We start from the raw sequence: 24,771 nt of genomic DNA on the forward strand, positions 1-24,771 counted from the left end.
CAGGACGCCGGGTTAGCCGCGCTGGGCCAAGGATGGCCCATCGCGGCGGCCCACGGATTCAAGCCTTCGTTCTGGCACACCGAGCCTAAGCGAGGTGCCAAGTGGTGGGGCACAGACCTTTTGGTTACTTTTGGCTGGGCCGGCATTCCGGGCGTTTGCCAAAAGTGACCCGCCGTCAGGGCGGAACCNGCGAGGTGCCAAGTGGTGGGGCACAGACCTTTTGGTTACTTTTGGCTGGGCCGGCATTCCGGGCGTTTGCCAAAAGTGACCCGCCGTCAGGGCGGAACCCTAAGTGGCCATCACAAAAACAACGGATATGTACCCGGCACCCCCCCCTCAAGACACCACCTCCCCAATCACCACCCCTTCAAGCCACCACCGCGCCAACCCCAAAACATTCGGCGCCTTAAGCAACGTAAAGTGATTCCCCGCGCCATACCAAACCTGCAACCCGTTCCCCTGGCGCCGCCACCCTTCCACCATCAACCCCTGCTCACGCTGATTACCCGCCGCATCCAACGCCGGATCCTGCGCCAGCACCAACCGCACCACCCCGTTGAAGCGTGAAAGCGGCCGATACACCGTGCGCAACGCCGCCGCATAAGTACGCGCCGGCCCCGCCATCGCATCCACACTGGCACGCCCCGGCAACAACCCCACGCTCACCATCCCCGCATGCAGCCACTGCTGCTGCGCCACCTCATCGCGCCCGGCAAACTCCACCCGGTCAATGCCCAGCGACTTGCCCGCCGACAACTGCATGGCCTCGATCAAGCGCAACAACGCGGCCGTGGTCGAATACGGCTTGCCCGCACCGCCCGGCGCCTCACTGTCGATCACCGTCAACGACGCCACCTCGCGGCCCATCGCCTGCAAGCGCAGCGCCATCTCCAGCGCGACCCAGCCACCAAATGAATGCCCGACCAGATGCACCGGCCCACGCGGGCACTCCTGCGCCAGCGCCGCCAGGTAACACTGCGCCGCCGCCTCCACCTGGCTATGGGGCACCGCCTCGCCATCCAGCCCACGCGGCTGCAAGCCGAACAGCGGCCAGTCGCGCCCGAGTGCCTCGCTCAACCCCACAAACCCGGTGACACTGTCCCCCGCTCCCGGCACGCAGAACACCGGCGCAAACCCCGCACGCCCGCTCTGAATGCGCAGCACCGGTTGATGCAGCGCTTGCGTCACCGGCGCACTCACGGCCAGGGCCTGCGCCATCGCCGCGCCCAGGCCTTGAATATGCGGCGCCTGCATCATGCTTTGGTGATCGCCCGGCACCTCGACCCGGCGCAATTGCCCAGGCGCCAAGGCGTCTTCCCAACCCAGCGATTCACTGCGCCGCGACAGCTCGGTCGGCCGCTCGCGGGCACTGAACAGATGCACCGGCACCGGCAGCGGAAACAGGCTGTAGTGCGCCAGCGCATGCCCGTGGCCGACTTCCCGCTCGATAAAACTCAAGAGGTCCGCGTCCGTAGCCGCTGCCATTTGCGCGTATAGCAGACCTTGATCGCGACAGCGTTGCAGCAGACCCGCAAAGTCCAGCTGTCCAATGCCTGCCTCAAGCTGTTCAGGGCTCGCCAGTTCATCCACACCTCCCTGTGCTTTCCAATACGCCGTGCACTGCAACAGCAAATGCCGTTTAAGGGCATCCGGCCCACTCCAGCGCGCCTTGCCCTGATCGGTCATGCGCGGCACATAGCTGTCGATCAAACCGAGGAACGCCACCGGCTCATCCAGCCCCAGCAGTTGCATCGCCACTTCATAGGCCAGCACGCCGCCAAACGACCAGCCCGCTACGCGGTAAGGCCCGTGCGGCTGAACCTGGCGGATCAGGCCGACCATGCGCGCCGCCAAGCCTTCCATGGTGTTCAGGTGCGCCTCACCCAGTGCCGCGCCCGGCAGGCCGTAGATCGGATAGTCGCCGGGCAAGTGCTGGCCCAGCGCCGGGAAATATACGTCCATGCCGCTGAACTCATGCACCAGGAACAATGGCGGCTGCGCGCCGCTGCTGCGTACGGTAATCAGTGAGGTGTCGCGCACCGGCTCGCCGGTACGCTGGCGCAACATCGCCGCCACCGAGGCCACGCTGACGTGCTGGAACAGCTCGGCCAGCGACACCTGCAAGCCCGCTGCCTCCATCAGGTTGACCAGTCGAATCGCCAGCAATGAATGGCCGCCCAGTTCAAAGAAACTGTCATGTCGACCCACCTGCTCAAGTTTCAACACCTCGGCCCACAGGCCTGCAAGCGACTGCTCCAGGGCATCGGCCGGCGCCTCGAAGTCGCGGCTGAGCAAGGCCTCCAATGCCGGAACCGGCAAGGCTTTGCGATCGATCTTGCCATTGGCCGTCAGCGGCAACTGCGCCAGCGGCACATAGGCCGACGGCAGCATGTAGTCCGGCAACTGCCCGTGCAGGTGCGCACGCACACTGTCGATCTCCACAGGCTCGCCAGCCCAAGTGAAATACGCCACCAGGCGCTTGTCACCCGGCACGTCTTCACGGGCCAGCACCACCACGTCCTGGATACTCGCGAAGGTCGCCAGGCGTGCTTCAACCTCGCCCAGTTCAATGCGGAAACCGCGGATCTTCACTTGGTCGTCGTTACGCCCGATGCACTCCAGCAAACCGTCCGCTGTCCAGCGGCCAAGGTCGCCGGTGCGGTACATCAAGGCGCCCGGGTTGAACGGGTCGTCGACAAACTTCTCGGCGGTCAGCTCCGGCCGGTTCAAATAGCCCTTGGCCACGCCGTCACCGCCGATGCAGATTTCACCTGTCACGCCCACCGGCAGCGCCTGCAAGTACGTATCCAGCACGTGGATTTGCGTGTTGGAGATTGGTCGGCCCACCGGCACGCTGTCCGCATCGGCGGCAATCGCCTGCACCTCGTAAGTGGTGGCGTAGGTGGTGGTTTCCGTCGGCCCGTAGCAATGCACCAGGCGCAAGCCCGGCGCCTGCGCCAGCAGGCTGCGGAACGCCGCAGGGTCGGCACGCTCGCCGCCGCAGAGCAAGATGCGCAAGCCAGCCAGGGCCTCGGGGATCATCTGCACGTACTGATTGAACAACGCGGTGGTCACGAACAGCACCGTGGCACCGTGCAGCGCACGGCCGAATGCAACCCGGTCGAGCAAGGTGCAATGGTCGATCACCTGCACCTGGCCGCCGTTGAGCAGCGCGCCCCACACGTCCATGGTGCTGGCGTCGAACGCCGGGTTGGAGGCAAACGCCACGCGGTCGGCGGCGTTGAAGTCGGCGTAACCGTTGTTGAGCACCAAGCGCGTGATGCCACGATGGGGCACCAATACGCCCTTGGGCGTTCCCGTGGAGCCGGAGGTGTACATGATGTACGCGACGCTGTCCGAGGACTGCGACAGGTCGGGGTTATGGCTCGGTTGCGGGTCCAGGGTCAGGGTGTCCAGGTCCAGGCGCCGCGCCGGGTGCTCCAGCGCCGCGTCGCTGCGGGTCAACAGCAAGGTCGCACCGCTGTCCTGCAACATAAAGCCCTGGCGCTCGGCGGGCGCATTGATGTCGAGCGGTACATAGGCCGCCGCGCACTTGAGGATCGCCAGTTGGCTGACCAGCAGGTCCAGGGAACGCGGCAGCAGGATCGCGACGTTATCGGCCGGGCGCACGCCCAGGCTCATCAGATGATGGGCCAGGCAGTTGGCGCGGGTGTTGAGTTCGCCGTAGCTCAGCACCGCGTCACCGTGCAACGCCGCCACCGCGTCGGGCCGTGCCTGGGCCTGGGCTTCAAACAAGCGCTGCACCGTGTGCTCGCGGGGGAAGGTGCGCGCCGTGGCATTGAAGTCCGCCAGCTGTTGGCGCTCGGCTGCCGGCAGGATTGGCAAGCGGCTGATGCCTACATCACTCTGGCGCTCCAGCGCCTCAACCAGTTGTTCAAGGGCAATGTTCAGGTAATCACACAAACGCCGGGCGCCCTGCCCCATGGCGGTGAGGCTGAAACCCTCGCCAAGGTCATCGACACTCACCGACACCCCGTAATTGGTCTGCTCCTCGGCACCGAGCAGCGCGATCCCCTGCCATGCCTCCGCCACGCCACCCGTGTGCGGCGCGCTGTGGCGGTAGTTGAACAGCACGTTGAACAACGGCGTCCCCACTGGCACGCCGCTGCAGCGCTGGGCCAAGGCCAGCGGCGCGTGCTCATGGCTGAGCAATTGGGTCAGGCGCGCATGGGTGGCGCGCAGTGCGGCGCGTACCGAGTGTTCGCCCAGGTCGACGCGCAGCGGCAAGGTGTTGATAAACACGCCCATGGCGCGCTCGGCGCCTTCGCCGCCTTGCAGGCGCCCGAGCATTACAGTGCCGAATACCACCTGTTCGCGGCCACTGACCTTGCCCAGCACCTGCGCCCAGGCCAGGTGCATCAGGCTGGCGGCACTCACGCCTGCCTGACGGGCCTGGGTGCGCAGGCGCTGGCTCAACTGAAGGTCGACGGCCAAATCCGCATGTTCATCGATGCCTATGTAGTGGACGTCGGTTGGTTCTTCGACTTCACCGAGCATTTCGCGGAAGAAAACCTCGTGTTCCTCAACGCCCAGGCGAGTCTGGGCCACATAGTTGCGATACGGCACGGCCGCGCCCAGGGTGTGCTGAGTACCGAGCAGAAACGCCTGCATTTCATGTTGCAGAATGTCCAGCGCGATATGGTCCATCACCAAATGATGGAACAGCAACGTGGCCACCACACGTTGCGGTTCCTCGGTATAGATCAAACGCATCAACGGCGCTTGCGAAAGGTTCAGGCGCTGTGGCACAGCACCGGTTTCAATGCTTAGCGAGGCCTCACGCCACACCACCTGCACCGGTTCTTCCAGGCCCTCCCAATGGAAGGAGGAACGCAGGATGTCGTGCCGCTGGATCACCGCCTGCAAGGCATGGGCAAAGGCGTCCAGGCGCAGACGGTTGTCGAAGGCAAACTGCGCCCGCAACAGGTAAGCATCGCCTTCAAGCACCGCCCGATGGTGGTACAAAATGCCGGCCTGCAACGGCGCCAGGGGGTAGATATCCTGCACATTTGCCGCACCGACGGGGATGCACGCAACGATGCGGTCGATGGCAGCCTGGTCCATCTGGATCAAGGGCAGCATCGTAGGGGTGATCCGGGTGCAGCCTTCGACAATGCCATTGGCCGGCACCACCACTTCACGCCCACTGCCCAGCGCCGCCGCCAGGGCCGAGAGCGTCGGCTGGCCGAACAGCACCTTCACATCCGCCGACAAGCCCAGGCGACGCATGCGCCCCATCAAGCTGACGGCCAGCAGCGAATGCCCGCCCAGTTCGAAGAAGTTGTCGTGACGGCCCACGCGCTCAACATTGAGCAGTTCGGCCCACAGGCTGGCCAAGGCGATTTCGGTATCGCCCTGGGGCGCCTCGTAAGCGCGCACCACCACCGAATCCAGGCCCGGCGCCGGCAGCGCCTTGCGGTCGAGCTTGCCGTTGGGGCTGAGCGGCAACGCCTGCAGATGCACGAATATCGCCGGCACCATGAACTCCGGCAGATGCCGCAGCAGGTGGCCGCGCAGCACGTCGATGTCGCTCGGCGTGCCGGTGTAGTACGCCACCAGCCGCTCTTCACGGGCGACCACGGCGGCTTCGTTGACCTGCGAATGCTCGAGCAGCCGCGCCTGGATTTCACCCAGTTCGATGCGCAAACCACGGATCTTCACCTGGTCATCATTGCGCCCCAGGTACTCGATATTGCCGTCCGGCAAGTAACGCCCGACATCACCGGTGCGGTACATGCGCCCCGGCATGAACGGGTCGTCAAGGAAACGCTCGGCAGTCAGCTCCGGCCGGTTCAGATAGCCGCGCGCCACTTGTACGCCCGCGATAAACAACTCGCCCACCACGCCCAGCGGCACCGGTTGCAATTGGCTGTCGAGCAGGTACATGCGCGTGTTGGCGATGGGTTTGCCGATCGGCGTGTTGTCCGGGGTGACCGGGCCGGCACAGTTCCAGGCGGTAACGTCGACGGCCGCTTCGGTCGGGCCGTACAGGTTATGCAACTCGCTGCCCGGCAGTTGCTGCTTGAAGCGCCGCACCAGGCTGCCCGGCAAGGCTTCGCCGCTGCACATCACCCGCACCAGCCCGGCGACCTGGCGGATATCGCCATGGGCCAGGAACACATCAAGCATCGACGGCACAAAGTGCAAGGTGGTGATCTGTTCGGCCTCGATCACTTCGCACAAGTATTCGGGCTCTTTGTGCCCGCCTGGGCGCGCCATCACCAGGCGCGCGCCGGTAAACAGCGGCCAGAAGAATTCCCACACGGAGACGTCAAAGCTGAACGGGGTTTTCTGCAGCACCGAATCCTGCGCGTTCAGGCCGTATTCGTCCTGCATCCACAGCAGGCGGTTGACCACCCCGGCGTGGTCGTTGATCACGCCCTTGGGCTGGCCGGTGGAGCCGGAGGTGTAGATCACATAGGCGCTCACGCCCTGTGCATGAGGGTTGCCTGCGGGCAGATGCTGCCAGGTTGGTTGGTCCAGATCGACTATCGCCACCTCACCGAGCAACCCACGTGTTGCGCCTTGGGCCAACACCACCCGCGGCGCGCTGTCTTGCAGCATGTACGCCAGGCGATCCTGCGGATAGGCCGGGTCCAGCGGCACATACGCCGCGCCGGCCTTGAGGATCGCATACAGGCCAACGACCATTGAAAGGCCGCGCTCAACACAGATCGCCACCCGCGAACCCGGCTGTACGCCCAGCGCCAACAAGTGATGGGCCAGCTGATTAGCCTGCGCATTCAGTTCGGCGTAGGTCAGCTGCTGCTCGCCCGCTTTCACTGCAATCGCGCTCGGCGTGCGCGTCACCTGCGCTTCAAACATCCCGTGCAGGGTCTGGTCGAGGTTGTAGTCCACTGCGGTGGCGTTGAAATCGACCAGCAGGTGCTGACGCTCACGCTCATCCACCAACGGCGCATGTTCCAGCACCGCCTGGTCATTATCGACCATGGCCTGCAAGGTGCGGGTGAAATAGCCGGCGTAACGCTGCACGGTCGACTCATCAAACAGCGCCACGGCAAATTCCAGTGCGCCGAGAATGCTGCCCTGCACTTCACCCAGGTTCAGCGACAGGTCGAACTTGGCAAAGTGGCTGTTCTCGACAATGCCTTCCAGCGCCAGGTCGCCCAAGGCCAGGGTCGGCGCGCTGCTGTCCTGCCAGCTCAGCAAGGTCTGGAACACTGGGCTGTGGGCCAGGCTGCGCACCGGCCGGGTGATTTCCACCACCTGCTCGAACGGCAAGTCCTGATGCGCCTGGGCGGCCAGCGTCAGCGCCTTGACCCGCGCCAGCAAGGCCTCGGTGCTCAGCTCGCCCGAGGTGTCGATGCGCACCGCCAGGGTGTTGACGAACAGGCCGATCAGCTCTTCCACCTCGCTGCGGGTGCGGTTGGCCACCGGCGTGCCGATCACCAGCTCCTGTTGCCCGGACAGCCGCGCCAGCAGTGAGGCCCAGGCCGTCATCAAGGTCATGTACAGCGTGGTGCCATGGCGTTGGCTCAAGGCCTTGAGCCCGGCGGTCAGGCGTTCGTCCAGACGCACTTCGACGCTGCTGCCGGCGTAGTCCTGCTGCGCCGGGCGTGGGCGGTCGGTGGGCAGCGTGAGCAAGGCCGGCGCACCGGCCAGGGCCTGTTGCCAGTAGCTGCTTTGGCGCTGCAGCACTTCGCCGCTCAGCCACAAACGCTGCCACACCGCAAAGTCGCCGTACTGGATCGGCAGGCTTGGCAACGGGTCAGGCATGCCGTGGCTGAAGGCTTGGTACAGCGCCATCAGCTCGCGGGTGAGCACGCCCATCGACCAGCCATCGGAGACGATATGGTGCAAGGTCAGCAGCAGCACATGGTGATCGTCGGCCATCACCACCAGGCGCCCGCGCAGCAACGGGCCGCGCTCCAGGTCGAACGGTGCCGAGGCTTCACCCTGAATCAAGGCATCCAGCGCCTGCTGCGGTTGCGGGTGGCGGCGCAAATCCTGCACTTGCAGGGGCAACATGTGTTCAGCCGCTACGATCAGCACCTGGGCTTCGTCGCCCTGTTGGGCAAAGCGGCTGCGCAAGGTTTCGTGGCGCGCGACGATACGCGCCAGCGCGCGTTGCAGCGCCTCGACATGCAGCTGGCCACGCAAACGCAGGCCGATGGGAATGTTGTAGGCGGTGTTGGCGCCTTCCATCAGCGCCAGGAACCACAGGCGCTGCTGGGCAAACGACAGCGGCACGTGTTCGTCACGATTGGCCGGCAGGATATCCGGCAAGGTGCTGCGCGCCGACTTCGCCAGCACTTCAGCGACCGCCGCCAGCTCTGCATTGGCAAACAAGTCGCCCAGCACCAGTTCCACCCCCAGGCGCTGGCGTACTTGGGACACCATGCGCATCGCCAGCAACGAGTGCCCGCCCAGCTCGAAGAAATGGTCGTGCCGCCCGACACGCTGCACCTGCAGCACATCGGCCCAGATCTGCGCGAGCACGCTTTCGATCTCGCCCTCGGGCGCGGCGTATTCGCGGGTAAACACCGCGGCCATGTCCGGCGCCGGCAAGGCCTTGCGGTCGAGCTTGCCGTTAGCAGTGAGTGGCAGCGCCTCGAGCTTCACATAGGCGACCGGAACCATGTAGTCCGGCAGATGCGCGACCAGGTGGGCGCGGATATCACCCACAGCCAGCGGGTCGAGTTGCAAATTCTCGGTGAAATAGGCGACCAGCCGCTCCTCGCGCACCAGCACCACCGCTTCCTGAATCCCGGGCAGTTGGCCGAGCTGGGTTTCAATCTCGCCCAGTTCGATACGCATGCCACGGATCTTCACCTGATCATCATTGCGCCCCAGGTATTCAAGCGTACCGTCCGGCAACCAGCGCGCCAGGTCGCCGGTGCGGTACATACGTCCCGGGTTGAACGGGTCTTGCAGAAAGCGCTCGGCGGTCAGCTCCGGGCGGTTGAGGTAACCACGCGCCACGCCCTTGCCGCCCACGTACAGCTCACCGGCCACACCCAACGGCACTGGCCGTTGTTGTTCATCGAGCAGATACACCGTGGCATTGGCCACCGGATTGCCGATATGCAACGGCTGGCCCGCCTCGACCTTGCCGGAGGTGGCGACCACCGTGGCTTCGGTGGGGCCGTAGTTGTTGATCAACTCAAATCGCTGGGCCCGCGTAAACTGGCGCAGGCGGTCACCGCCGATGAGCAAGGTGCGCAAAGTAGGGTGTTCGATGTGCTGGCTGAACGCGTACTCGGCCACCGGCGTAGGCAGGAAGCACACGTCCAGCGGCTGCGCGCACCACCAGCTCAGCAGCGCGTCGATAGCTTCGGCGCCGTCCGTGGCCGGCGGCAGGTGCAGGGTCGCGCCGACACACAGCGCCGGCCAGACTTCCCAGGCCATCGCATCAAAACCAAAGCCGGCCACACTGGCCGTATGGCGCCCGGCGCACAGGTCGAAGGCTCGGCAATGCCAGTCCACCAGGTTGGCCACCGTGTGGTGCTCCACCATCACCCCTTTGGGCAGGCCGGTGGAGCCGGAGGTGTAGATCACGTAAGCGAGGTTCGATGGGTTGGCGCCAGCGTTGGGATTGCTGGCTGAATGATGCTGCCAGGTGTAGCGGTCCAGCTGAATCACCGGCACGTCCAGCGCCGGCAAGCGCTCGAGCAGTGCCTGCTGGGTCAGCACCGCCACCGGGGCGCTGTCGCTCAGCAGGTAGCTCAGGCGCTCAGCCGGGTGCGACGGGTCGACCGGCACATAGCAGGCGCCAGCCTTGAGGATGGCCAGCAACCCGGCCAGGGTGTCCAGGCCACGCCGCGCGACGATGGCCACGCGGTCGTCGGGTTTGACCCCCAGCGCCAACAGGTGATGGGCCAGCAGGTTGGCTTGCTGGTTGAGTTCGGCGTAGGTCAGTTGGCGGCCTTGCTGCACGGCAGCGATCGCGTCCGGCGTGAGCGCGGCCTGGGCTTCGACGCGCCCGTGCAAGGTGCTGCCGTGAGGGAAATCGGCCTGGGTGGCGTTGAACTGTTCCAGCAGCAGCTGTTGCTCGGCGGCGGGCAGCACCGACAGCTGATTAAGCGTGGTGTGCGGTGTTTGTTCCAGCGCCGTCACCAGGTTTTCCAGGGCGGTTTGCAGGTAGCCGCACACACGCTGCGGGTCGACCCGCTGGCTGGCCAGCAGGCTCAGGCCAAAACCGTCACCCAGGTCATCCACACTCAGGGTCAGCGGGTAGTTGGTGCGCTCTTCGGCGCTGAGCGCGGCGATCCCGTGCCAGGCCGACACGGCTTCGGCGCTGGCGGCCGGGGCGCTGTGGCGATAGTTGAGCAAGGCACTGAACAGCGGCGTCGGCGCCACTACCCCGCTGCAGCGTTGGGCCAGGGCCAGCGGCGCGTGTTCATGGCGCAACAAGGTGGTGAGCCGCGCGTGGGTGGCCTTGACCCCGGCGCGCACGTCCTGTGCATCTACGTCCACGCGAAAGGGCAAGGTGTTGATGAAAATGCCCAGCGCCCGATCCGTGGCATGGCTGCCTTGCATGCGCCCCATCAATACGGTGCCGAACACCACCTGCTCTTTACCGGCCAGCACCGCCAACACCTGCGCCCAGCCCATATGGAACAGGCTGGCGGCACTCACCCCCAGTTGCCGGGCTTGCGCGCGCAACCGTTGGCTGAGTGCTGCGGGCAAAGGCAGGCTGACTTCGCTGATGCCACGGGCATCGCCCTGCACGTCCTGCAAGCCGTAAGGCAAGGTCGGCTCGCTGATGTCGCCGAGCATCTGGCGGAAGAAACCTTCGTGTTCCGGCTCACTGATGCCCAGGCGTGCCTGCGCCACATAGTTGCGAAACGGCACGGCCTGGCCAAGCGCCGCGCCCTGGCCCAGCAGGCACGCCTGCATTTCATGGCACACCACTTCGAGGGCGCTGTGGTCGAGGGCCATATGGTGGAACAGCAAGGTGGCGACAATGCGCTGGTTCAGCGGGTCGTCGGCCCGTACCAGGCGCAGCAGCGGCGCCTGGGTCACGTCGAGACGATAATGGCGAGCGTCGAACAGCCCATGCAGTTGAGTGGCAATATCGCCGTCGGCCGGGTTCAATTGCAGCGCCTGCACCGGCAGGCGTGCCTGACGCCACACCACTTGCGAGGGTTGCTGCAAACCGTCCCAGACCACGCCGGTGCGCAGAATATCGTGGCGGTCCATCACGCTTTGCAAGGCCTGGGCGAAGGCCTCGAAACGCTCCAGGCTGTCGAACGCAAACTGCGACTGCATCACGTAGGGGTCGCCCTGTTCGGCGCTGACGTGGTGGAACAGAATGCCTTCCTGCAACGGCGCCAGCGGGTAAATGTCCTGGATATTCGCCACACCGCCATCGACCGTGGCCACGATGCGCTCGATTTCGTCCTGGCTCAACGTCGACAGGGTCAGCATGGCCGGGGTGATGTGCTCGGCCCCCGTCGGGATGCCATTGGCCGGCACCTGCACTTCGCCGGCCTTGGAGGCCGAATATTCACCGGCCTTGATCAGTTCGATCAAGGCCGGCTTGTGCTCACGCAACGCCGCCAGGATCGCTGGGTCACTCAGCGCTTGTTTGTTGCCTTGTACTGACAACTGCTCGCCCTTGAGCGCCAGTTGCACGTCCTTGGTTTTCAGCGTGCTCAATAACTCAGAAATGCTCACAGGACGATCTCCATTCGTTCGGTAATAGCGGCGTAGCCGGCCAGGCTCGGCTGTTCGAACAGCGCCCGTACATCAGCTTCCAGGCCTTCCTGGCGAAGGCGTCCGATCAAGCTCACGGCCAACAGCGAGTGCCCGCCCAGTTCAAAGAAGTTGTCATGGCGCCCAACGCGCTCAACGTTGAGCAACTCGGCCCACAGCGCTGCCATGAGAATTTCGGTGTCGCCTTCGGGCGCCGCGTAGTCGCGCACACTCAGTGCGTCCATGCCCGGCACCGGCAGCGCCTTGCGGTCGAGCTTGCCGTTGGGGCTCAGTGGCAGTGCGTCGAGGTGCACAAACACCGCGGGCACCATAAAGTCCGGCAAGTGCTGCAACAGGTGGGCGCGCAAGCGGTCGATGTCGGTGTGTGCGCCGGTGTAGTACGCCACCAGGCGCTCTTCACGGGCGACCACGGCGGCCTCATTGACCTGTGGATGCTCCAGCAAGCGCGCCTGGATTTCGCCCAGTTCGATGCGCAGGCCACGGATCTTCACCTGGTCATCGTTGCGGCCCAGGTACTCGATATTGCCGTCGGGCAGGTAACGGCCGACGTCACCGGTGCGGTACATGCGCCCGTCGGTGAACGGGTCCTTGAGGAAGCGTTCGGCGGTCAGTTCCGGGCGGTTCAGATACCCGCGCGCCACTTGCACGCCGCCGATGAACAACTCACCCACCACCCCCAATGGCACCGGCTGCAACCGGGCGTCCAGCACGTACAGGCGTGTATTGGCAATCGGCTTTCCGATGGGTGTGTTGTCCGGCACGTCGGGCCGTGCGCAGTTCCACGCGGTGACATCGACCGCCGCTTCCGTCGGGCCATACAGGTTGTACAGCCCAACCCCCGGCAGTTGCGCTTTGAAGCGCCGCACCAGGCTGCCCGGCAAGGCTTCGCCGCTGCACATCACCCGCGCCAGCCGGGCAGCCTGGCTGACATCGCCATGGGCCAGGAACACATCGAGCATCGACGGCACAAAGTGCAAGGTGGTGATCTGCTCGGCCTCGATCACCTCGCACAGGTACGCCGGTTCTTTGTGCCCGCCGGGGCGCGCCATCACCAGCCGTGCGCCGGTAAACAGCGGCCAGAAGAATTCCCACACCGACACGTCGAAGCTGAACGGGGTTTTCTGCAGCACCGCGTCATGGGCCTTCAGGCCATAGGCGTCCTGCATCCACAGCAAGCGGTTGACCACGCCGGCGTGTTCGTTGATCACGCCTTTGGGCTGGCCGGTGGAGCCGGAGGTGTAGATCACATAGGCCTGGTGCCGGGCGGTCAGGCCTGGCACCTGCGGGTTGCTCGCGCTCTGCTGTTGCCAAGTGACGTGATCCAGGTTCAGCACCGGCACATCGCCCAGCAACTGGCGGGTCGCGCCTTGCGCCAACACCACCACCGGCGCGCTGTCTTGCAGCATGTAAGCGATGCGTTCGAGGGGATACGCCGGGTCCAGCGGCACATAACCGCCACCCGCCTTAAGGATCGCAAACAGGCCGACCACCATGTCCAGGCCACGCTCGACGCAGATACCCACGCGCGAATCCGGCCGCACGCCGAGTTCGCGCAAATGATGGGCCAGGCGGTTGGCGCGTTCGTTGAGTGCCCGGTAGGTCAACTGCTGGTCACCGGCCTTCACCGCCACCGCATCAGGGGTGCGTTCGACCTGAGCCTCGAACAGGCCGTGCAGGGTCTGGTCGAGGTTGTAATCGACCTCGGTGGCGTTGAACGCTACCAGCAGTTTTTGGCGTTCCTCGGCGCCCAGGATCGGCAGGCGATTGAGCGGCTGGTGCGGTGCCTGCTCCAAGGCCTGAACCAGCCCGGCCAGGGCGTTCTGCAGGTAACCACACACCCGTTGCGCGTCAATCTGCGCCAGGGCGGTGATATCGTAACCATCGCCCAAGTCATCCACGTTGAGGGTCAGCGGGTAGTTGGTGCGGCCATCGTTGGCCAGCGTCTGCATGCCTTCCCAGGCGTGTTGCGCTTCGGCAGAGCGCGTGGCGGCGCCGCGATGGCGATAGTTGAGCATCGAGCTGAACAACGGCGCCGGGGCCGCCACCCCACTGCAACGCTGGGCCAGGGCCAGGGACGCGTGCTCATGGCCGAGCAATGCAGTGAGCCGCATGTGGGTGGCACGCACGGCATCGCGTGCGCCTTGCGCGTCGATATCCAGGCGCAGCGGCAAGGTATTGATAAACACCCCAAGGGCGCGGTCGGCGCCCTCGCCGCCTTGCAATCGGCCGACCAGCACGGTGCCGAACACCACGCTGTGGCGCCCCGAAGTGGCCGCCAGCACTTGGCCCCAGGCCAGGTGGAACAGGCTCGCCGTGCTTACTCCGAGCAAACGTGCCTGGGCCCGCAGGCGGCGGTTGAGGTCGCTGTCCAGGTGCAGGCTGTATTCCTCAATCGCGCTGCCGTCGCCGCGCACGTCCTGCAAGCCGAACGGCAAGGTCGGCTCATCGACATCGGCGAGCATCTCGCGGAAGAACGCCTCGTGCTCCTGCTCACTGACGCCCAATCGCGCCTGGGCCACGTAGTTGCGGTACGGCATCGGCGCCGCCGTCGGGGCGGCGTGCCCCAGCAAGTGCCCTTGCATCTCACGCAGCACCACGTCGAACGCGGTGTGGTCCAGCGCAATATGGTGATAGAGCAACACCACCACCACGCGCTGGTTGGCCGGGTCCTTGGCGTATTTGAGGCAGATCAGCGGCGCCTGGCTGATGTCCAGGCGATAACGCCGCGCATCAAAACGCTCATGCAGGCCGGCGAGCACATCACCCTGCAACTGCAGCTCTTCAAGCGGCAATCGAGCCTGGCGCCACACCACTTGCAGCGGTTGCGCGAGGCCTTCCCAGACCACGCCGGTGCGCAGGATGTCATGGCGGTTGATCACCTGTTGCAGCGCCTGGGCAAAGGCTTGCAGGCGCTCGAGGCTGTCGAAGGCCAGGTGCGACTGCAGCAGGTACGGGTCGCCCTGCTCGGCGGTGAGGTAGTGGTAAAGAATGCCCTCCTGCAACGGTGCCAGCGGATAGATATCCTGCACATTGGCGGCGCCGCCGGGGATGCGGCTGACGACGTGATCGAGGGTCGACTGGTCGATATCAACCAAGGGCAGCATGTCAGCGGTGATGCGCACGCAATCCGCTGCAATCCGGTTGGCCGGCACCTGCACTTCGCGGCCACTGCCCACGGCAGCCGCCAGCGCGGCCAGGGTTGGCTGGCTGAACAACACACGGACATCCGCGCTGAGGTTCGCTTGACGCATGCGTTCGATCAAGCTCACGGCCAGCAATGAATGGCCGCCGAGTTCGAAGAAGTGGTCATGACGGCCGACCTGTTCGACCTGCAACACCTCGGCCCAGATCCGCGCCAGGGTGGTTTCCACTGCGCCCTGGGGCGCTTCGTAGTCGCGGGAGAGCAACGCCGCCTGATCAGGTTCCGGCAAGGCCCCGCGATCCAGTTTGCCGTTGGCGGTCAGGGGTAACGCGTCGAGCCTCACGTAAGCGACGGGCACCAGCGCATCTGGCAACTGCGCCTGCAATTGCGCGCGCAGGGTTTCGATTGCCAGCGGGTGGTGTTCAGTGAACCAGGCAATCAGGCGCCCTTCGCGCACCAGCACCACCGCTTCGGCGACGCCTTCCAGTGCGGTCAGGCGACTTTCGATCTCGCCCAGCTCCACGCGTACGCCACGCACTTTGACCTGATCATCATTGCGGCCCAGGTACTCGATATTACCGTCGGGCAACCAGCGCGCCAGGTCGCCGGTGCGGTACATGCGCCCAGGGTTGAACGGGTCTTGCAGGAAGCGTTCGGCGGTCAGGTCCGCCCGGTTCAGGTAACCGCGCGCCACGCCGCTGCCGCCCACATACAGCTCACCGGCCACGCCTACCGGTACCGGGCGCAGCTGTGCATCGAGCAAGTAAGTGCTGGCGTTCGCCACCGGACGGCCGATATGCAGCGCCTGCCCGGCACGAACACGGCCGGAGGTAGCAACCACCGTGGCCTCGGTCGGCCCGTAGTTGTTGATCAGCGCAAAACGTCGCTCCTGGGTGAATTGGCGCAGGCGGTCGCCGCCAATCAGCAGGATGCGCAAGGTCGGGTGGTGCAGGTGCTGGCTGAAGGCGTATTCGGCCACTGGCGTGGGCAGGAAGCTGACGTCCAGCGGCTGCGCCAGCCACCAGGCGAGCAGTTCGTCGATGTTTTCATTGCCCACCGTGGCAGGCGGCAAGTGCAGGGTCGCACCGGCACACAGCGCCGGCCAGACTTCCCAGGCCATGGCATCAAAGCCAAAACCGGCGACACTGCTGGTATGGCTGCGCGCGTCCAGGCCGAAGGCTTCGCAGTGCCAGTGCACCAGGTTTTCCACGTTGCGGTGTTCCACCATCACGCCTTTGGGCTGGCCGGTGGAGCCGGAGGTGTAGATGACGTAGGCCAGGTGCGCCGGGGTCAGCGCTGCGAGCTGCGGATTGCTGACGGCGTGGTGCTGCCAGCTTTCGCCCAGCAGGTCCACCGTGGCGGACGTGCCCAGCAACGCTTGAGTACTGGCTTCGGCGAGCACGGCCACCGGCGCACTGTCCTGCAACAGATAAGCAATGCGCTCAGCAGGGTAAGCCGGGTCGACTGGCACATAACCGGCGCCGGCCTTGAGAATGCCCAGCAGCCCGATCAGCATCTGCGGGCCACGACGGCAACAGATCGCCACGCGGTCGTCCGGCTGTACGCCGAGCGCGAGCAGGTGATGGGCCAGTTGATTGGCGCGCTGATTAAGCTGCTGGTAGGTCAGCGACAGCGCGCCCTGCTGCAGCGCAATCGCGTGGGGCTGGCGCTCGACCTGGGCTTCGAAGGCACCGTGCAGGGTGTGCCCGACGGGGAAATCCGCAGCCGTTGCGTTGAATTCGCGCAGCAGGGTGTCGCGTTCGGCCGACGGCAGTATCGGCAGGCGGTTGAGCGCGGTATCGGCGGCGTTTTCCAGGGCCTCGACCAGTTGCTCCACAGCGTTATGCATATAGCCGCACAGGCGCTGGGCGCCAATCTGCGGCAGCGCCAGCACGCTGAGGCCAAAGCCTGCGCCAAAATCATCCACGCTCAAGGTCAGCGGGTAGTTGCTGCGTTCTTCACCACCCAGCAGTTGCACGCCTTCCCAGATACCGTGGCCATCGCGGGCCATTTCGTCGGGGCGGCTGTGGCGGAAATTGAGCAAGGCGCTGAACAGCGGCACGCTGGTCGGCACGCCGCTGCAACGCTGGGCCAGCGCCAGGGACGCGTGTTCGTGCCCGAGCAAGGCGCTCAAACGTGAATGGGTGGCCTTGACCGCCACGGCGGCACCCGCCGCGACATTCACCCGCAGCGGCAAGGTGTTGATAAACATGCCCAGCGCCCGGTCGGCGCCCTCACCCGCTTGCATACGGCCCATCAATACAGTGCCGAACACCACATCATCGCGCCCGGACACCAGCCCCAGCACCTGCGCCCAGGCCAGGTGCATCAGGCTCGCCGCACTCACGCCCAATTGCCGCGCCTGCTCGCGCACGCGCACGGCCAGCGCCGCGTCCAGGTGCTGCTCGGCCTCTTCGATATCGCGGCCATCGCCCTGCACGTCCTGCACGCCAAACGGCAAGGTCGGCTCGTCCACATCGGCGAGCATGGCGCTGAAGAACTGCTCATGCTCGGCCACGCTCACGCCCAGGCGTGCCTGGGCCACGTAGTTGCGAAACGGCGCCGCCATGGGCAGCGCATCCGCCTGGTTGAACAGGAACGCACGCATCTCCTGGCCCACCACTTCCATGGCCGTGTGGTCCAGCGCCAGGTGGTGGAACAGCAGGATCGCTGCGACTCGGTTATTCGCCGGGTCCTGGGCGTAAACCATGCGCAGCAATGGCGCCTGGGTAATTTCCAGGCGGTAGTGACGGGCATCGAAACGTGCGTGCAATTGCTCGATGATGCCGCCCTCGGCCGGGTCCAGGATCACCTCCTGCACACTCAGTTGCGCGTCGCGCCAGACCACTTGCACCGGGCTGTCCAAGCCTTCCCAGACCACGCCGGTGCGCAGGATGTCATGCCGCGCCACTACCTGTTGCAGTGCGCCCATAAAGCCGTGCAAACGCGCCAGGCTGTCGAACGCCATGCGCGATTGCAGCAAATACGGGTCGCCCTGTTCGGCGCTGATATGGTGATAGAGAATGCCTTCCTGCAACGGCGCCAGCGGGTAGATATCCTGCACATTGGCCGCACCGCCGGGCACATGGGCGACGATGCGCTTGATGGCCGTTTGGTCAAGCTGCACCAGGGTCAGCATCGACGGCGTGATCTGCGTGCAGCCCGGCGCAATGCCATTGGCCGGCACCACAATTTCACGCCCGCTGCCGACTGCCGCCGCGAGTGCCGCCAGGCTCGGCTGGCTGAACAGCACACGTACATCCGCGCTCAGGCCGACCTGACGCATGCGTTCGATCAGGCTGACCGCCAGCAACGAATGCCCGCCCAACTCAAAGAAATGATCATGGCGCCCGACGCGTTCGAGCTTGAGCACGTCCTGCCAGATCTGCGCCAGCACGGTTTCCACTTCACCTTCCGGGGCTTCGTAGCCACGGCTGAGCAGCGCACTCTGATCCGGCACCGGCAGGCCCTTGCGGTCCAGCTTGCCGTTGGCCGTCAGCGGCAACAGCTCCAGCCACACATAGGCCGACGGCACCATGTAATCCGGCAACTGGCCTTGCAGATGGGCGCGCAATGCTTCGATTTCCAACGGGATCCGGGCCGTGTAGTACGCCACCAGACGCTTGTCGCCGGGCTCGTCTTCGCGGGCCAGTACCACTGCGTCGCGCACGCCCGGGAAGGCCGCCAGGCAGGTTTCGATTTCGCCGGGCTCGATGCGGAAACCACGGATCTTCACCTGCAAGTCATTGCGCCCCTGGTACAGCAAGGTACCGTCGGCCTGCCAACTGGCGAGGTCGCCGGTGCGGTACAACAGGCCTTCGCCGAACGGGTTGGGAATGAATTTTTCGGCCGTCAGTTGCGGCTGGTTCAAGTAACCCTTGGCCACGCCTGCACCGCCGATGTACAGCTCGCCGACCACACCCAGCGGCAGCGGCTGCTGGCGCGCATCCAGCACATAGGCCTGGGCATTCGCGATGGGCCGGCCGATTGGCACCGCGCCCGCGCCTGGTGTGGTGATCTCGAACGTGGTCGAGAACGTAGTGGCTTCGGTCGGCCCGTAGCCGTTCAACAGGTGTTGCGGCTTGCCGTGCTTGAGCACCCGGCCAATCACCAGCGGGTCGAGCACGTCGCCGCCGACGATCAGGTAACGCAACTGACGCAATACTGGCAGCAATGCGTCGGCGTATTGATGGAACAAGCCCGCCGTCATCCACAGCACGCTGACGGCCTGTTCCTGCAACAGTTCGGCAAATGCGGCCTGGGACAGCAGCACCGCGTGCTCGACCACCACCACGCAACCGCCATTGAGCAACGGCGCCCACACATCGAGGGTGCTGGCGTCGAATGCCGGGTTGGAGGCGAAGGCCACGCGGTCGCGCTCGTTGAAGTCGGCATAGCCGTTGTTGAGCACCAGCCGCGAGACGGCGCGGTGCGGCACTTGCACACCTTTGGGCGCGCCGGTGGAGCCGGAGGTGTACATGATGTACGCCACTTCGTCCGAAGACTGCGCAAGCTCCGGGTTGCGCGGCGACAGGCTGTCCAGGTTGAGGTCGGACAGGGTATGGAGCACATGCCGCGCCCCGCTGTCCTGCTCCATAAAGGCCTGGCGCTCGAGCGGCGCGTTGACGTCCAGCGGCACATACACCGCCGCGCACTTGAGGATCGCCAGCTGGCTCACCAGCAAATCCAGAGAGCGCGGCAGCGCAATCGCCACGCTGTCACCCGGTTGCACGCCCTGGTTGATCAGGTGATGGGCCAGGCGGTTGGCGCGGCGGTTGAGGTCGCGGTAGCTCAAGGACAACCCGCCATGCACCGCCGCCACGGCTTCGGGACGCGCCAGTGCCTGGGCTTCGAACAGTTGGTGCACCGTTTGCTGCGACGGGTATTGGCGGGCCGTGGCGTTAAACTCGACCAACAGCTGGTGGCGCTCGGCCGCCGGCAAAATCGACACCGCCTGCAACGCGGTAGTCGGCGCTTGTTGCAGCGCGGTCACCAGGTGGCTGAGCGCGGTGAGCATGTACTCGCCCACGCGCTGCACATCCAGGCTGGCCACGCCTTGTACGGTCAGCGCAAAGCCGGTGCCGAGGTCATCGACGTTGAGCACCAAGGGGTAGTTGCTGCGTTCCTGGGAACTGAGAATCTCGATACCGTGCGCGGCAAACGGGCTGTCTCCCGGCGCCTCGTCCGCGGCACTGTGGCGATAGTTGAGCAAGGTGCTGAACAGCGGCAACGAACCCGGCACACCGCTGCAACGCTGGGCCAGGGACAGCGAAGCGTGCTCGTGCCCAAGCAACTGCGCCAGACGCGCATGGGTGGCGCGCACGCCGGCCTGCACGCTGGTGGCGCCGAGGCTGACGCGCAACGGCAAGGTGTTGATGAACATACCCAACGCCCGGTCAGCGCCCTCGCCGCCTTGCATGCGCCCCAGCAGCACGGTGCCGAACACCACCTCCTGCTGGCCGGAGACCTGGGCCAGCACCTGCGCCCAGGCCAGGTGCACCAGGCTGGCGCTGCTGACGCCCAGTTGCCGCGCTTGCTCGCGCAGGCCTTGGCCCAGTGCCGGGGCCAGCGGCAAATGCGCCTCGACGATGCCGCTGCCGTCGCCATTCACATCCTGCAAACCGAACGCCAACGTGGGTTCGTCGATATCGCCAAGCATGTCGCTGAAGAAGGCTTCGTGTTGCGCCTGGGTCACGCCCAGACGCGCCTGGGCCACGTAATTGCGGTATTGCACCGCCGGCGGCAGCTGTGCGCTGTGGCCGGCCAGGCTGGCGCTCATCTCTTCCACCAACACCTGCAGGGCGGTGTGGTCGAGCAGGATATGGTGCAGCAGCAGGATGCCGACGAAACCATCCTGTTGTTGCGCGTAACCGAAATGCATCAGCGACGCACGGCTCAGGTCGAGGCGGAAATGGCGCGGATCAAAGCGTTGCTGCAACTGTGCCAGTGCATCATCAGCCGGCACGTCGAGGCGCTCCACCTGCAGCTGCGCCTTACGCAACACCACTTGCACCGGCTCATCCAGGCCTTCCCACAGAATACCGGTGCGCAGGATATCGTTACGCTCGATCACGCTGTACAAGGCGTGGGTAAACGCGTCCACCGCGGCTTGGTCGGCAAAACTCAATTGCACCTGCAACACGTAGGGGTCGCCCTCGGTGGTTGCCAGGTGGTGATACAGAATGCCGGCCTGCAACGGCGCCAGGCCGTAGATATCCTGCAGGTTGGCAATGCCGCCGGGCACGTGCTGGAGGATATGGTCGATGGCCGCCTGGTCCAGCGTCACCAGTGGCAGCATGTCGGGGCTGATGTGTGCGCTGCTCGCCGTGATCACATTCGCCGGCACCTGCACTTCCTGCTGCCCGCCCACCGCCGCAGCGAGTGCGCGCAAGGTGGGTTGGCCGAACAGCACGCGCACGTCGCAGCTCAACTCCACTTGGCGCATGCGTTCGATCAGCTTGACCGCCAGCAGCGAGTGGCCGCCGAGCTCGAAGAAGTTGTCGTCTCGGCCGACTTTGTCGAGTTTCAACAGCGACTGCCAAATGCCGGCCAGGGTGCTTTCTACAGCGCCCTGTGGGGCGGCATAGTCACGCCGCGCCAAGGCGTCGGCATCCGGCGCGGGCAAGGCTTTGCGGTCGAGTTTGCCGTTGGTGGTCAGCGGGAACTGGTCCAGCCGCACGAAGGCGCTGGGCACCATGTATTCGGCCAGGCTCAGCAGCAGATGGTCGCGCAGCTCGGCGGCGCCGAGTTCGCGCTCGGCGATCACGTAGGCCACCAGGCGTTTATCACCCGGTTCGTCTTCACGGGCGATCACCACCGCGTCGCGCACGCCGTCGGCGCTGGTCAGCGTGGCTTCGATTTCGCCCAACTCAATGCGGAAACCACGGATCTTCACCTGGTCATCGTTACGGCCCAGGTAGTCGACGCTGCCGTCGGCCAGCAGGCGGCCGAGGTCACCGGTCTTGTACATGCGCAGGCCGGTGGCCGGGTCGGCCAGGAAACGTTCGGCATTCAGCTCGTCACGGTTGAGGTAACCGCGCGCCACCCCGGCGCCGCCGACATACAACTCGCCGACCACACCCATCGGCAACGGCTCGCGACGCGCATCCAGCACATACAGTTGCAGGTCGGGAATGCGCACGCCAATCGGGCTGACGCCAACCAACTGCGCATCTGCCGCTTCCAGGGCGCGGTAGGTCACGTGCACGGTGGTTTCGGTGATGCCATACATGTTGACCAATTGAGTGCCGGCGTTGATGGCGCGGGCGTACCAGGGTTTGAGCATGCCCGGCTCCAGGGCTTCGCCGCCGAAAATCACCTGGCGCAGTGAATGCGCCTGGGCGCTCTGGGCCGCGATCAACTGGCGAAACGCACTGGGTGTCTGGTTGAGGATGCTCACACCGGCGTCGCAGATCAGCGCGTAACACTCATCCGGCGAGCGGCTGACCAGTTGCGGCACGATCAGCAACTGGCCGCCGTGCATCAGCGCGCCCCAGATTTCCCAGACCGAGAAGTCGAACGCGAAGGAATGGAACAGCGCCCACACATCGTTGGCGTTAAAGCCAAACCAATGCTCGGTGGCGGTGAACAGCCGCGCCACCTGGCGGTGTTCGATCATCACGCCTTTGGGCAGGCCGGTGGAGCCGGAGGTGTAGATCACATAGGCGAGGTGGGCCGGGCTGAGCGCAACGCGCGGGTTGACGATGGATTCTGCGCGCAGGTTGTTGAGGTCGATGCGGGTCAAATCACCGACCAGATGCTGCGTGTCGGCTTGCACCAACACCGCCACTGGCGCGCTATCGGCCAGGGTATAGGCGATGCGCTCCAGCGGGTAAGCCGGGTCGATGGGCACATAACCGGCGCCGGCCTTGAGGATGCCGAGCAGGCCGATGATCATTTCCGGCCCGCGCTCCACACAGATCGCCACGCGATCATCGGGACGAATGCCTTGGGCCAGCAGGCGGTGGGCGACCTGGTTGGCGCGTTCGTTGAGTTGGCGGTAGGTGATGCGCTGGGTGTCGAAACGCAGGGCGATGGCATTGGGTTGCGCGGCGGCATGGGCTTCGACTTGCGCGTGGATCAGGGCGGTGTCGCGGTAGTGCGCGGGGCTTTGATTGAGGCGGTGCAGCAGATGGTGACGTTCGGTGTCAGGCAGGATATTCAGGCCGCAGAGCGGCATATCCGGTCGCTGTTCCAGGGCCTCGGCCAGGCTGTGCAGGGCCGTGTGCAGGTAGCCGGCGACGCGTTGCGCGCCGATGGACGCATCGACCATTACCGTGAGTGCAAAGTCTTCGCCCAGGTCGTCGACGTTGACCGTCAGCGGGTAGTTGGTGCGCTCTTCGGCGCCCAATACCTGAATGCCTTCGGCCACCTCGATCACCGCCGCCATATCGGTAGCGGCGCTGTGCCGGTAGTTGAGCATCGCACTGAACAGCGGCGTCGGCGCCGCCACACCGCTGCAACGCTGGGCCAGCGCCAGGGACGCGTGCTCGTGATTGAGCAAGGCGGTCAACCGCTCGTGGGTGGCCTTGACCCCGACGCGCACGCCCTGCTCGCCCACGTCCACGCGCAACGGCAAGGTGTTGATAAACATACCCAGCGCGCGTTCACCGCCATCACCGGCGCCCATGCGGCCAAGCATCACGGTGCCGAACACCACGGCATCGCGCCCGGACACCACGCCCAGCACGCGCGCCAGGGCCAGGTGCATGATGCTTGCCACGCTGACGCCCAACGGCCGTGCCAGGCTGCGCAGGCGGCGGCTCAGGCTGCTGTCGACGGGCACACGCACTTCATCGATGCCGTGCCCGTCGCCATGCACATCCTGCAGGCCGAAGGGCAAGGTCGGCGCATCGATATCCGCCAGCATGTCGCGAAAGAACGCCTCATGCGCCTGTTCACTGACGCCATGGCGCACCTGGGCGATGTAGCTGCGAAACGCCACTGGCTCGGCGGCCTGGGCTTGCTCACCGGCCAGGTAGAGCTGGATTTCATGGCGCACCACATCCAGCGCGGTGTGGTCGAGGATGGTGTGGTGGAACAACAGCATCGCCACCACGCGCTGGTTGGCCGGGTCATTGGCCAACACCAGGCGCAGCAACGGTGCCTGGCCAAGGTCCATGCGGTAGGCGCGGGCGTCATAGCGGGCGAGCAACTGGGCCAGGCGATCGCCGTCGGCAAAATGCGCTTCTTCGCAGGCCAGGGTCGCCGTGCGCCACACCACTTGCAGCGGTTCGTCCAGACGCTCCCAGGCCATGGACGTGCGCAGGATATCGTGGCGGTCGATCACCCATTGCAGCGCCTGGGCAAACGCATCCAGGCGCGCACGGCTGTCGAACACAAATCGCGCATGCAGCACGTAGGGGTCGCCCTGCTGCGCCGAAAGATGGTGGTAAAGCATGCCTTCCTGCAGCGGCGCCAGCGGGTAGATATCCTGCACATTCGCCGCGCCACCGGGGATGGTGGCGACGATACGGTCGATGGCCGGCTGATCGAGCGTGACCAGTGCCAGCATGTCCGGGGTAATGCGGTAGGCCGGGCTTAGCCAGTCACCGCCGTGTTCAGCCACAAAGGCAAGCAGTTGGGGTTTGTGCGCGATCAGTTGATCCCATAGCGCGTCATCCAGGGCTTGGTCGTCGCCGAGGATAATCAGGTCGCCTTCTTCCAATTGAAGACGGATCGCATGGGTGGAAATCGCTGCCAATAATTCACTGAACTGCATGGGGTAACCTGCCTGATAAGTCACGGTTGAGGAGAACGTCCGTATTCAGCTGCCGTTTGAAGCGGGTGTGCTGGCGCCGGAAAAAAATCGCGGGCGCAGCCGGGGGCCTGGAGTGGCTTCCGGCAGGCTTGGAAAATTAAGGGATTTGGCAGGCAGGGGGTGACATGGGAAGCGGGGACAAGCGGGAATCAGGCAAGGTTCAGTTTTA

The 24,771-nt window shown here is 65.2% G+C and carries 2 protein-coding genes; both read right to left on the reverse strand.

Going from position 1 to position 24,771, the window contains the following annotated elements:
* Positions 1-336: 336 nt before the first annotated feature.
* Positions 337-11,661, reverse strand: coding sequence for a non-ribosomal peptide synthetase (locus ASE80_RS14140; RefSeq protein WP_056859463.1), 11,325 nt, complete (start codon positions 11,659-11,661; stop codon positions 337-339).
* Positions 11,658-24,563, reverse strand: coding sequence for a non-ribosomal peptide synthetase (locus tag ASE80_RS14145; RefSeq protein ID WP_056859464.1), 12,906 nt, complete (start codon positions 24,561-24,563; stop codon positions 11,658-11,660). Before ASE80_RS14145 ends, ASE80_RS14140 begins: the two co-directional genes overlap by 4 nt.
* Positions 24,564-24,771: the final 208 nt, after the last annotated feature.

Source organism: Pseudomonas sp. Leaf15, from assembly GCF_001421425.1.
In the GTDB taxonomy this organism is placed as follows: Bacteria; Pseudomonadota; Gammaproteobacteria; order Pseudomonadales; family Pseudomonadaceae; genus Aquipseudomonas; species Aquipseudomonas salomonii.

Bases quoted from the DNA above. Each gene is read 5' to 3' on its own strand.
- ASE80_RS14145 (WP_056859464.1), bottom strand. From the start codon at position 24,563: ATGCAGTTCAGTGAATTATTGGCAGCGATTTCCACCCATGCGATCCGT.